This window comes from Escherichia sp. R1, assembly GCF_003000935.1.
Lineage (GTDB): Bacteria > Pseudomonadota > Gammaproteobacteria > Enterobacterales > Enterobacteriaceae > Escherichia > Escherichia coli.
In genome coordinates, this window is record NZ_PSRU01000001.1 from 529,937 (window position 1) to 541,698 (window position 11,762).

12 protein-coding genes and 1 pseudogene are annotated in these 11,762 nt (G+C 49.4%); 9 read left to right on the forward strand and 4 right to left on the reverse strand.

The features are described 5' to 3' along the window. Together C4F37_RS02685 and C4F37_RS02690 are read right to left on the reverse strand one after the other, a co-directional pair. A complete protein-coding gene (locus C4F37_RS02685; protein WP_001538436.1) occupies positions 1-936 on the reverse strand; it encodes a transketolase family protein in 936 nt (311 codons plus the stop codon). Then, complete coding sequence (locus C4F37_RS02690) at positions 929-1,759, reverse strand: transketolase (protein ID WP_001538435.1); 831 nt, start codon at positions 1,757-1,759, stop codon at positions 929-931. The genes C4F37_RS02685 and C4F37_RS02690 overlap by 8 nt, the downstream gene beginning before the upstream one ends. Positions 1,760-2,121: 362 nt before the next feature. Here C4F37_RS02690 and C4F37_RS02695 point away from each other — a divergent pair, with 362 nt between their 5' ends. From C4F37_RS02695 to C4F37_RS02730, 8 genes are all read left to right on the forward strand, one after another. Next, positions 2,122-3,072: a sugar-binding transcriptional regulator gene (locus C4F37_RS02695; RefSeq protein ID WP_001538434.1), complete on the forward strand. Its 951-nt coding sequence runs from the start codon at positions 2,122-2,124 to the stop codon at positions 3,070-3,072. Positions 3,073-3,422: 350 nt separating this feature from the next. Next, entirely contained in the window at positions 3,423-4,943 is a 1,521-nt protein-coding gene (locus tag C4F37_RS02700) for an FGGY family carbohydrate kinase (RefSeq protein ID WP_001538433.1), read from the forward strand. Positions 4,944-5,046: 103 nt separating this feature from the next. Beyond that, positions 5,047-5,982 carry a D-ribose ABC transporter substrate-binding protein gene (locus C4F37_RS02705; protein WP_001538432.1) on the forward strand — a complete coding sequence of 312 codons (936 nt, stop codon included), beginning with the start codon at positions 5,047-5,049 and terminating at the stop codon, positions 5,980-5,982. 46 nt (positions 5,983-6,028) lie between these two features. Further along, a complete protein-coding gene (locus C4F37_RS02710; protein ID WP_000359101.1) occupies positions 6,029-6,649 on the forward strand; it encodes a DUF2291 family protein in 621 nt (206 codons plus the stop codon). A gap of 1 nt (position 6,650) precedes the next feature. Beyond that, positions 6,651-8,195 carry a sugar ABC transporter ATP-binding protein gene (locus C4F37_RS02715; protein WP_001773876.1) on the forward strand — a complete coding sequence of 515 codons (1,545 nt, stop codon included), beginning with the start codon at positions 6,651-6,653 and terminating at the stop codon, positions 8,193-8,195. A 17-nt stretch (positions 8,196-8,212) separates the two neighbouring features. Then, positions 8,213-9,280 (forward strand): ABC transporter permease, encoded by a 1,068-nt coding sequence (locus C4F37_RS02720; RefSeq protein ID WP_001538429.1) that lies wholly within the window; start codon positions 8,213-8,215, stop codon positions 9,278-9,280. Positions 9,281-9,333: 53 nt separating this feature from the next. Further along, a complete protein-coding gene (locus tag C4F37_RS02725) occupies positions 9,334-10,131 on the forward strand; it encodes an SDR family oxidoreductase (RefSeq protein ID WP_001538428.1) in 798 nt (265 codons plus the stop codon). 32 nt (positions 10,132-10,163) lie between these two features. Further along, entirely contained in the window at positions 10,164-10,949 is a 786-nt protein-coding gene (locus C4F37_RS02730; RefSeq protein WP_001538427.1) for an SDR family oxidoreductase, read from the forward strand. Positions 10,950-11,058: 109 nt separating this feature from the next. Here the strand turns inward: C4F37_RS02730 and hokE (C4F37_RS02735) are convergent, their stop codons facing one another. After that, positions 11,059-11,211, reverse strand: coding sequence for a type I toxin-antitoxin system toxin HokE (hokE, locus tag C4F37_RS02735; RefSeq protein ID WP_000956465.1), 153 nt, complete (start codon positions 11,209-11,211; stop codon positions 11,059-11,061). Between hokE (C4F37_RS02735) and C4F37_RS28200 the strand changes: the two are divergent. Beyond that, positions 11,180-11,431 (forward strand): annotated as a pseudogene (locus tag C4F37_RS28200) (hypothetical protein); the annotation flags it as partial. The gene hokE (C4F37_RS02735) and the pseudogene C4F37_RS28200 overlap by 32 nt on opposite strands. A 131-nt stretch (positions 11,432-11,562) precedes the next feature. Here C4F37_RS28200 and hokE (C4F37_RS02745) read toward each other — a convergent pair. After that, entirely contained in the window at positions 11,563-11,715 is a 153-nt protein-coding gene (gene hokE / locus C4F37_RS02745) for a type I toxin-antitoxin system toxin HokE (RefSeq protein ID WP_000956465.1), read from the reverse strand. Positions 11,716-11,762: the final 47 nt, after the last annotated feature.

The window sequence follows — 11,762 nt, forward strand, 5'->3', positions numbered from 1 at the left end:
TCAAAGCATTTCCCGTGCCTGAGCTGCAATTCCGGCAGCATCAAATCCATGATGCTGACGCAACCACCCACGATCCGCCGCTGCGGCATATTCTCCATCCATAATGCCTGCGCGTTTTAATTTGATCCCCGTTCCGGCCTCTGCCAACACTTCCGCGACCAGGCTACCAAGGCCGCCATTGACGTTATGCTCTTCAACCGTCATCACTGCTTTGCATCCTTTTAACGCTGCCAGCAATGCTTTGGTGTCGCATGGGCGAATCGACGGTACGCTGACAACTGTAGCCGCGATACCAGACTGCGCTAAAAGTTCTGCGGCATCGACCACTTCATGAACGGTAGAGCCTGTGGCTACCAGCGCCAGTTCGCTGCCCTCGCGCAAAGTCACCACGGCACCTGGTACAAATCGGTAGTCCTCATCGTGGATTTCCGGCAGGGCTTTACCGTCCATACGGATATAAACAGGCCCCTGATAGCGAAGAGCATAATCAATCACCTGACGGCACTCCCGAGGTGAAGACGGGGCAAAGATTTGAATATTGCCGAAACCACGCATAACCGCAATGTCATCAATCGCATGATGCGTGCTCGCCAGCGGTCCATAACTCGCCCCGGCATTCAGACCAAACAATTTTACGTTGGTAAAGTTGTAGCAGACATCAACCTTAATTTGCTCGTTAGCGCGAGCGATAAGAAATGGCGCGGCATTGCAGGTAACAGCCACCTTGCCGCCCAGCGCCAGCCCGGCAGCGGCACCAACCATGCTCTGTTCGGCAATACCCACATTCACCAGTCGGTCAGGAAATTGCTTAATAAAGGGAGCAATTTTTGCCGTAGACGTTGAATCAGCCACTACAGGCACCAAATCGATCCCCTCATTTACGGCATCGATAAATGCCTGAACCATCACATTTGCCAGATGTTCACTGTTACGCATCTTTGAGTTCCTTCAGTGCCTGTTCAATTTCATCGCCTTTCGGCACCCGGTGATGCCATTCCGCACGCCCTTGTATAAAGGAAATGCCTGCCCCTTTAGTGGTGTGGGCAATCACCACATTCGGTTTGCCTTCCTGTTTAAGCCCTTCAAGCGTCGCGACAACCGAAGCCATATCATTGCCCTGACATTCGGTAACCTGCATACCGAATGCCAGCCATTTCTCTGCCAGAGGATCGGTGTTCATGATTTCGCGCGTTGGCCCGGCTAATTGCAGATTATTTTTGTCATTAATAATGACCAGGTTATCAAGCCCGTAATGCGCCGCCGCCAGTGCAGCTTCCCAGTTACTGCCCTCAGCCAGCTCACCATCGCCAGTAATTAAGAAGATACGACGACGGCTTTGACTTTTTTTCGCCGCCAGCGCAAGTCCTACAGCCACAGGGAAACCATGTCCCAGTGCTCCGGTATTCAGTTCAATACCTGGCGTTTTTTGCCGAACCGGATGACCGGGTAAGTGTGAATTTGGCTGCTGATAAGTGGAAAGCCATTCCAGTGGGAAGAATCCTGCTTCCGCCAGCACGCAGTAGTAACATCCAACAGCATGGCCTTTTGACTGAATGTATATATCCCGGTCATCGTCGTGAAGGCGATCCGGGGCGACATTGAGAATACGAAAATAGAGTGCGGTCAGTAATTCAACCTGAGAGAGATCGGCCCCAGTGTGTCCACCTGCCGGGCTATTGGCATTTAAGCGCACGATATGGCGGCGTACCGCCCGCGCTTTACGCTCAAGGGTCTGGATATCATAGCTATAGGGATTCATTTAATACCTCTGAATTTATTTTCAACATGGAATATTTATTCCACCGGGGACTAAAAAAACCAGAAATCCCAGGGCGTTGCGCGGCAAGACTTACGCTGCTGCATCATACTCAGGAACATTCTGCCTCCTTACACCGTCAGTTACATGTCCGGGTAATCATCAGTTGACCTGATATCATTTTGAATATATATTCAATAATGATTCTTTATTCAATTATGCCGCCTGTTTTTTATTTTTGTCCATCGCTGATTTTAAGGATTGGTTAAAGTTAGAACTCCATCACACTTAACTGTCTTCTTTTTTCGCGTATGATAAAAGCCTCTAAGATAAGGGCGGTACGTTAATGATTTACGGGGAAATATATGGCTAAGCAGGATGAACAGCGGCTACTGGTGAAGATCGCCACTCTTTACTATCTTGAGGGGCGAAAACAGTCTGACATCGCCCAACTTCTCTCGCTTTCTCAGTCATTTATCTCCAGAGCGCTAACCCGTTGCCAGAAAGAAGGCGTGGTTAAAATCAGCGTTGTCCAGCCGTCAAATATCTTTCTCAATCTGGAAAAAGGCATTGAAGAGCGTTACGGCATTAAACAAGCGATTGTTGTCGATACCGAAGATGATGCCACTGACCATACCATTAAACGTGCTATCGGCTCTGCCGCCGCGCACTATCTGGAAACGCGTTTAAGACCAAAAGATTTCATTGGCGTCTCTTCCTGGAGTTCTACGATTCGCGCGATGGTCGATGAAGTTCACGCCCAAAACTTAAAAGCCAGCGGTGTTATTCAGCTGCTGGGCGGCGTGGGGCCAAACGGCAATGTGCAGGCAACTATTTTGACACAGACCCTGGCCCAGCATCTGAATTGCGAAGCCTGGTTGCTTCCTTCTCAAAGCATTGAAGGTTCGGTAGAAGAGAAAAAACGCCTGGTGGCAAGCCAGGATGTGGCTGACGTTATCGCCAGATTTGACGACGTCGATATCGCCATTGTCGGCATCGGTATCCTTGAACCCTCGCAGTTGCTAAAAACCTCGGGCAACTATTATCACGAGGATATGTTACAGGTACTGGCGGATCGCGGTGCTGTGGGCGATATCTGCCTGCACTACTACGATAAACATGGTCAGCCCGTGTTGCAGGACGATGAAGATCCAGTGATTGGTATGGCACTGGATAAAATCAAAAAATGCCCGAATGTGGTGGCACTGGCGGGCGGCAAAGACAAAGTTGCCGCCATCAAAGGCGCCATGCAGGGTGGTTATATTGATGTTTTGATCACTGATTTCCCCACCGCCAGAATGCTGATTGCGGATTAATCCTCTCCTCCCTTTCTTCTGCCCGCCTTTGCGAAAAAATCTTCTCGCAAAGGCGCTTGCTTAAAAAGCCTTTAATATCAATAAACTGAAAGGATTCAACAATCCTGTTTCTCGAGGCTTTCTCACCCTGTCACCACGCTTCTAAGTGTGATAGCCAGCACATTTGATGATTTTTTCTCTAGCTCAGGAAGAATAATCTGGCTAAGGTATAAATAAATAATCAATATCGAATATATATTCACACCTTAACACAAAATGTCACAGCAGGGCCTGATGAAGTAATAACGTGACCATGAGGAACGCCTCATCTCCTTCCACGCCAGGATGCAATGTGACTCAGGAGACTACCTATGTTTGCAGGAAATAAAGGGTTCGTTATTGCGTTGGATGAGGGTACCACCAATGCAAAAGCCATCGCACTTGATGGTTTCGGTAACGTGGTGGCGAAGTTTTCTCAACCACTGGCTATTCAGACGCCACGTGAAGGCTGGGTTGAGCAATCCGGGGAAGCGTTAATCTCTGCCTCGCTTGATGTTATTGCCCAGGCCATCAACCACGTGGGGGCAGAAAATGTAGCGGCTCTGGCTATCAGTAATCAGCGTGAAACGGCTATCGGCTGGTATCGTCAGAGTGGAAAACCACTCAATGCGGCGATTACCTGGCAATGCACGCGCAGTGCAGAGTTTTGTGAAACACTTCGTCGCGAGGGCAAAGAGCAGCAAATTAAAACGACTACAGGCCTGCCTATCGCCCCGCTATTTTCCGCTTCCAAGATGCGTTGGCTACTGGAATCTACACCTGAGGGTGTGCAACTTGCCGACCAGGGTGAAATTTGTCTCGGCACCATTGATGCCTGGTTGCTATGGAACTTGACTGCTGGCGATTCATTTTGCTGCGACTACTCTAACGCCGCGCGAACTCAATTACTTAACCTGAAAACAGGCGAGTGGGATGAGGAAATGCTGGCGTTGTTTCACATCCCACGCGCTGCATTGCCAGAAATTAAACCTTCCAGTGGCCTGTTCGGTTATACCCGAGGACTTAAAACAATTCCGGATGGTATTCCCGTCATGGCGATGGTGGGCGATTCTCACGCCGCTCTTTTTGGTCATGCGTTGGGAGAAGCAGGATGTGTGAAGGCGACCTATGGGACCGGTTCTTCCGTCATGGCCCCCGTCAACTCTGCTCAGTGTGATATCGCCACACTTGCCACAACCATTGCCTGGCATGACGGCGAAAATATTATTTACGGTCTGGAAGGAAATATCCCCCACACCGGCGATGCCGTGGCATGGATGGCTGACAGCACCGGTTTAAGTGAACTGACAGACGCGGCACTGGCCCACGAACTGAATACCCTGCCAGCCTCAGTGGATTCGACTATGGGCGTTTATTTTATTCCTGCTCTCACAGGCCTGGGCGCGCCATGGTGGGATGACAGTGCTCGCGGCGTGGTGTGTGGCTTAAGCCGTGGCGTAAAGCGTGCGCATTTGATTCGCGCCGCACTGGAATCAATCACTTACCAAATTGCAGATGTAGTAGAAGCCATGCAACAGCATGATGATTTTCACTTATCGGCGTTAATGGTGGATGGCGGCCCGACCAAAAATGACTGGTTGATGCAATATCAGGCGGATCTGCTGGGTTGCCCGGTGATGTGCAGTGATGTGCCAGAACTTTCGGCCATTGGTGCGGGTCTGCTCGCCCGCAAAGCGCTTACCCCCGGCACCGTTGCAGATTTAAAAACGTTATTAACTGAGCACAGTGAATTTAAACCGGATATGGCGCGTCACCAGCGACTGCAAAAGAGATGGCAGGAGTGGCGTCATGCAGTGAACAGAACATTATGGAAACCGGCATCGTCAATTTGACGAACAAGACTAACCAACGGAAGGAGAATACCGGCCCATAAATAATTCAGGCTTTACGTTGTTTCACCGTACCAGACAATAACAACACAGAGAGAACATTGTCATGAAATTACGTTTAACACTGTTAACCGCTGCGACCCTGACTGCTATTTCTTTTTCTGCCCATGCGGTAGAAAAAGGAACCATTATGATTATGGTCAATTCACTGGATAATCCTTATTACGCCTCGGAAGCGAAAGGCGCCAGTGAAAAAGCCCAGCAACTGGGATATAAAACGACCATTCTTTCTCATGGTGAAGATGTCAAAAAACAGAATGAACTGATCGATACTGCAATTGGTAAAAAAGTTCAGGGCATTATTTTAGATAATGCTGACTCTACTGCCAGTGTTGCAGCCATTGAAAAAGCAAAAAAAGCAGGTATTCCCGTTATATTAATTAATCGCGAAATACCTGTGGATGATGTTGCACTGGTGCAAATTACCCATAATAACTTCCAGGCTGGCTCGGAAGTTGCCAACGTATTTGTCGAGAAAATGGGAGAGAAAGGAAAATATGCCGAACTCACCTGTAATCTTGCTGATAATAATTGCGTAACTCGCTCGAAATCTTTCCACCAGGTTATTGACCAGTTCCCTGAAATGGTTAGCGTGGCGAAGCAAGATGCCAAAGGCACGTTAATTGATGGCAAACGAATAATGGACAGTATTCTGCAAGCCCATCCCGATGTTAAAGGGGTGATTTGTGGTAATGGTCCGGTTGCACTGGGAGCTATCGCAGCACTGAAAGCCGCCAATCGCAATGACGTTATTGTTGTCGGCATTGATGGCAGTAACGATGAGCGCGATGCCGTGAAAGCCGAATCATTGCAGGCTACCGTGATGTTACAAGCGCAAGCCATTGCCGCGCAGGGAGTTACCGATCTGGATAATTACCTGCAAAAAGGAGTTAAACCTGCCAAACAGCGGGTGATGTTCCGCGGCATTCTGATAACCAAAGATAACGCAGATAAAGTCCAGGATTTCAATATCAAATCCTGATCCCAGGTCGTTGCGCCCTCACAATGAGGGCGCAGAGGAGAATATTATGGATAAAAAAGTCTGGCTGGCGCTGGCAATTCTGAGCCTGGGTGGATGTCGCATCGTCTCGCAGCAGGAACTTGCCGATCTCAAATCCCCGCCTAATCCTCATATGGCAAATATCGATCAGACCTGGCAGAAAAACATCGTGCCGCAGGTGGTAGAAAATGCGCGTCCGGTTGCGGAGTTAATGGCGGCGCTACAGGCAGAAAAAGATGTCGATGCTGCCTGTAAAACGCTGGGCTATCGTTCTCAGGAAGAAAACCCGTGTATTTTCTACGTTAAGGTCGAAGGTGGCATCACCAATATTGATGCGAAATCCCGTAGCGGAAAAATGACCATCACAGATATCAGCGGCACAAATATTGTCGTGCAGACGGGGCCAACTCTTCGCGGCACGCTTCTGCGAGATGCATATAAAGGTGCAAGCTATGAGCATTTTAACGATCAGGTTTTATTTGGTGAATATGGTCGTGCTATCAATGAGCAAGCCATCAATATGATTCAGTCGGCAAAGCTTAAAACCGGGGAAACGGTTCAGGTTTATGGCGTATTTTCTGCATGGGATATTCCGCAAACTATCCCGGATATAACGCCTGCGAAAATAGCCAGGGCGGGAGGCGAGTAATATGTTGCCGCAAGAAATTGACACCCCCCAGACTGATGAATCACCTGTAATCATAGAAACGCATGACTTATCGCGTATTTATCCGGGTGTGGTGGCGTTAGATAACGTGAATTACCGTGTCTATCGCAATAAAGTAAATGTGCTTATTGGTGAAAACGGTGTGGGTAAATCCACAATGATGAAAATGCTGGCGGGGGTTGAAACACCTTCCTCAGGCAAGATCATTCTTGATGGTAAAGAAGTTACCCTAAATTCTACCCATCAGGCCGAAAAACATGGAATTAGTATCATTTTTCAGGAGCTGAATTTATTCCCGAATATGAATGTCATGGATAATATTTTCATGGCGAATGAATTTTTTCAGAAAGGGAAGATTAACGAAAAATATCAATATGAATTAGCCAAATCTCTATTAGAAAGACTGGAACTGAATGTTGATCCCTATACCCAACTGGGAGAGCTAGGTATTGGCCATCAGCAACTGGTGGAGATTGCCCGTGCCCTTTCTAAAGATACCCGGGTACTGATTATGGATGAACCGACATCGGCCCTCAGCCAGTCGGAAGTAAAAGTCCTTTTCAATGTGATCGCACAACTGAAGCGCCGTGGTGTCACCATCATTTATATCTCCCATCGTCTGGAAGAGTTGATGGAGATTGGCGATTTCATCACCATTTTCCGTGATGGTCGCTTTATTAGTGAACGCGCCGTGAGCGATGCCAGTATTCCGTGGATCATCGAGCAAATGGTCGGTGATAAGAAAAAACATTTCGATTATCAACCAGCTACACAAGGTGACACTGTACTGGCGGTACAGGGGTTAACGGCGCTGCATCCCAGCGGTGGTTACAAACTCAATGATGTGACATTCAGCCTGCATAAAGGCGAAGTTATCGGCATTTACGGCTTGCTGGGCGCAGGACGTACTGAACTATTTAAGGGATTGGTGGGCCTGATGCCCTGTCAGAGTGGGAAGATCCAGCTTAATGGTGAAACCATCGACAAATGCCATTTCCAGGCGCGGCTCAAAAAGGGGCTGGCGTTGGTGCCAGAAGATCGCCAGGGCGAAGGCGTCGTTCAGATGATGTCGATTCAGTCCAACATGACGCTATCCGATTTCAGCCTGCAAGGTTTTCGCCGTGCCTGGAAATGGCTGAATCCGCAAAAAGAGAGCGCCAGTGTGAAAGAGATGATCCTGCAACTGGCGATCAAAGTCAGCGATGCCGAACTCCCTATTACCTCACTCAGCGGCGGTAACCAGCAAAAAGTGGTACTTGGAAAAGCGTTGATGACCCAGCCACAGGTGGTGTTTCTTGATGAACCCACACGCGGCATTGATGTTGGCGCAAAAACCGACGTCTATCAGCTGGTGGGAAAAATGGCACAACAGGGGCTGGCAGTCATGTTCTCTTCTTCAGAACTCGATGAAGTCATGGCACTGGCAGATCGCATTCTGGTGATGGCTGATGGCCGTATTACCGCTGATCTACCCCGGGGCGGGGTCACCCGAGAGAAACTGATCGCGGCTTCAACACCTCAAGATTAATCAGGCTGGAATTTCTTATGAATCAGAAATATATGATCTATATGTACCTGTTGAAAGCCAGAACGTTTATCGCTCTGCTGTTAGTGATCGCCTTCTTTAGCGTGATGGTGCCTAACTTCCTGACGGCCTCTAACCTGCTGATTATGACTCAACACGTTGCGATTACCGGGCTGCTGGCAATCGGAATGACGCTGGTGATCCTGACAGGCGGCATCGATCTTTCCGTCGGCGCGGTAGCGGGGATCTGCGGAATGGTTGCCGGGGCTCTGCTAACAAACGGCCTGCCATTGTGGAGCGGCGATATTATTTTCTTCAACGTGCCGGAAGTGATCCTCTGCGTGGCGGTATTTGGCATTTTAGTGGGACTGGTGAATGGTGCGGTAATCACCCGCTTTGGTGTCGCGCCCTTTATCTGCACCCTCGGTATGATGTACGTCGCCCGTGGCTCTGCCCTGCTGTTTAATGATGGCAGCACTTACCCCAATCTCAACGGCATGGAGGCACTGGGCAACACGGGTTTCGCCACCCTTGGTTCTGGCACGTTTTTAGGCGTTTATCTGCCAATCTGGCTGATGATTGGCTTTTTGATTTTAGGCTACTGGATCACGACTAAAACGCCGCTCGGTCGTTATATCTATGCCATTGGTGGCAATGAATCTGCCGCGCGACTGGCAGGCGTACCCATCGTAAAAGTCAAAGTGTTCGTCTATGCGTTCTCCGGATTATGCGCCGCATTTGTCGGTTTGATTGTTGCCTCGCAGCTGCAAACCGCTCACCCAATGACCGGCAATATGTTCGAAATGGATGCTATCGGTGCCACAGTTCTCGGTGGAACTGCGCTGGCAGGTGGTCGGGGACGTGTCTCTGGCTCGATTATCGGTGCCTTTGTCATTGTCTTCCTCGCCGATGGCATGGTGATGATGGGTGTCAGTGACTTCTGGCAAATGGTCATTAAAGGCCTCGTTATCGTCACCGCCGTGGTAGTCGATCAGTTCCAGCAAAAATTGCAAAACAAAGTCATTTTGATGCGTCGCCATGAAGAAAAGATGGCCGCCGCACCTGCCGTAAAACCGCTTTCCAGTTAATTAACATCATTCCGCCGGGCATTAAATTGCCCGGCTTATACAGGGGAAAAAATATGCAACGTAATTTTCAGGGTAAGACTGTAGTTATTACCGGGGCATGCCGGGGAATTGGGGCCGGGATCGCTGAACGCTTCGCCCGCGATGGCGCAAATCTGGTGATGGTTTCTAACGCTGCACGCGTGCATGAAACGGCTGAGCAACTGCGCCAATGTTATCAGGCTGACATTTTGTCATTAGAAGTCGATGTGACAGATGAAGCGCAAGTACAGGCACTCTATGAACAAGCGGCTGCACGTTTTGGCAGCATCGATGTTTCCATTCAGAATGCAGGCATTATCACCATCGATTATTTTGATCGAATGCCGGCTGCTGATTTCGAAAAAGTGCTGGCGGTGAACACTACAGCAGTCTGGCTCTGCTGCCGGGAAGCAGCCAAATATATGGTGAAACAGAATCACGGCTGCCTGATCAACACCTCTTCTGGCCAGGGACGTCAGGGGTTTATCTATACCCCACACTATGCAGCCAGCAAAATGGGTGTGATCGGCATTACGCAAAGCCTGGCGCACGAGTTAGCGCAGTGGAATATCACTGTTAACGCCTTCTGCCCTGGTATTATCGAAAGCGAAATGTGGGACTACAACGACCGCGTATGGGGAGAAATTCTCAGTACCGATGACAAGCGTTATGGCAAAGGCGAGCTTATGGCGGAATGGGTGGAAGGTATTCCGATGAAGCGTGCCGGTAAACCTGAAGATGTTGCCGGACTGGTTGCCTTCCTCGCCTCTGACGATGCGCGTTATCTCACCGGTCAAACCATCAACATCGACGGCGGCCTGATTATGTCGTAATGCCCCTGCGGGCTACTAAGAGAGATATCAAAATGATCGCAAAAGATTTTGCTCAACAATTGTTTGATCTCCACGATCGCGTCGCCTTTGTCACTGGCGCAGGTAGCGGTATCGGACAAATGATCGCTCTGGCTTTAGCCAGCGCAGGCGCACGAGTGGTGTGTTTTGATCTACGGGAAGATGGCGGACTCAAAGAGACGGTTAATCATATCGAAGCACTTGGCGGACAAGCCTTGTATTACACGGGCGATGTTCGGGAATTGAGAGATCTTCGCGCAGCAGTCGCTCTGGCAAAAACACATTTTGGTCGTCTGGATATTGCCGTAAACGCCGCTGGAATCGCTAACGCAAACCCGGCGCTGGAGATGGAAAGCGAGCAATGGCAACGCGTTATCGATATCAACCTGACTGGTGTGTGGAATTCCTGTAAGGCGGAAGCTGAGTTAATGGTAGAGAACGGAGGCGGTTCGATTATAAATATTGCGTCAATGTCCGGGATTATTGTCAATCGTGGTCTGGAACAGGCCCACTACAACAGTTCCAAAGCCGGCGTGATTCATTTATCTAAAAGTCTTGCGATGGAATGGGTGAGTAAGGGGATCCGCGTGAACTCAATCAGCCCAGGATATACCGCGACACCAATGAATACACGACCTGAAATGGTACATCAGACTCGGGAGTTTGAAAGCCAGACGCCGATTCAACGGATGGCGAAAGTGGAAGAGATGGCGGGTCCAGCGCTGTTCCTTGCCAGCGATGCGGCGTCGTTCTGCACGGGTGTGGATCTGGTGGTCGATGGTGGCTTTGTCTGCTGGTAAAAATGGTTTCGCCCGCAGCCATCACTGACCGCGGGCGAAAGTGTAAAGCAGGTGCCTTACCACCCTGACCTGACAACCGGATATGCGGGGATTACTCCCCGCACAGCGGCTACTTCTTCGGTTCGTAAGCGAGAACAGCCTTAAACTCAATATTACGTTCCTTTACGGTAAACTCACACAGCGAGTCTCCGACCAGAAGCGTAAATCCCAGCACCGTTAAACACAGCACTATGACTGCCACAAGGGCATATTTCGTCAGCATGTTTATATTGCCTCCATGCGAAGAAGGGACTACCATCCAAATTGTTCAGGTTTGGGTAGGTAGCCCCAGGGTTGATAGAAATATCGTCCTGGGGCTTCATCTTTCCAGACCTCAGAGTTAACCTGAAACCGGAAAGCTTCAGGCACCCGCCGTTATCTTACCCTTCCTCAGCAAAATAGCTGTTTATTTATACAGTGAATCCTGTTTAGGACTTTTCACCTGTATTATCGCCCATGCCAGTAAAACGAAATCGCCCGCAGCCATCTCTGACTGCGGGCGAAAGTGTAAAGCAGGTGCCTTACCATCCTGACCTGACAACCGGATATGCGGGGATTACTCCCCGCACAACGGCTACTTCTTCGGTTCGTAAGCGAGAACAGCCTTAAACTCAATATTACGTTCCTTCACCGTAAACTCACACAGCGAGTCTCCGACCAGAAGCGTAAATCCCAGCACCGTTAAACACAGCACTATGACTGCCACAAGGGCATATTTCGTCAGCATGTTTATATTGCCTCCATGCGAAGAAGGGACTACCATCCAAATTGTTC

Bases quoted from the DNA above. Each gene is read 5' to 3' on its own strand.
- C4F37_RS02685 (WP_001538436.1), bottom strand. From the start codon at position 936: ATGCGTAACAGTGAACATCTGGCAAATGTGATGGTTCAGGCATTTATC.
- C4F37_RS02690 (WP_001538435.1), bottom strand. From the start codon at position 1,759: ATGAATCCCTATAGCTATGATATCCAGACCCTTGAGCGTAAAGCGCGG.
- C4F37_RS02695 (WP_001538434.1), top strand. From the start codon at position 2,122: ATGGCTAAGCAGGATGAACAGCGGCTACTGGTGAAGATCGCCACTCTT.
- C4F37_RS02700 (WP_001538433.1), top strand. From the start codon at position 3,423: ATGTTTGCAGGAAATAAAGGGTTCGTTATTGCGTTGGATGAGGGTACC.
- C4F37_RS02705 (WP_001538432.1), top strand. From the start codon at position 5,047: ATGAAATTACGTTTAACACTGTTAACCGCTGCGACCCTGACTGCTATT.
- C4F37_RS02710 (WP_000359101.1), top strand. From the start codon at position 6,029: ATGGATAAAAAAGTCTGGCTGGCGCTGGCAATTCTGAGCCTGGGTGGA.
- C4F37_RS02715 (WP_001773876.1), top strand. From the start codon at position 6,651: ATGTTGCCGCAAGAAATTGACACCCCCCAGACTGATGAATCACCTGTA.
- C4F37_RS02720 (WP_001538429.1), top strand. From the start codon at position 8,213: ATGAATCAGAAATATATGATCTATATGTACCTGTTGAAAGCCAGAACG.
- C4F37_RS02725 (WP_001538428.1), top strand. From the start codon at position 9,334: ATGCAACGTAATTTTCAGGGTAAGACTGTAGTTATTACCGGGGCATGC.
- C4F37_RS02730 (WP_001538427.1), top strand. From the start codon at position 10,164: ATGATCGCAAAAGATTTTGCTCAACAATTGTTTGATCTCCACGATCGC.
- hokE (WP_000956465.1), bottom strand. From the start codon at position 11,211: ATGCTGACGAAATATGCCCTTGTGGCAGTCATAGTGCTGTGTTTAACG.
- hokE (WP_000956465.1), bottom strand. From the start codon at position 11,715: ATGCTGACGAAATATGCCCTTGTGGCAGTCATAGTGCTGTGTTTAACG.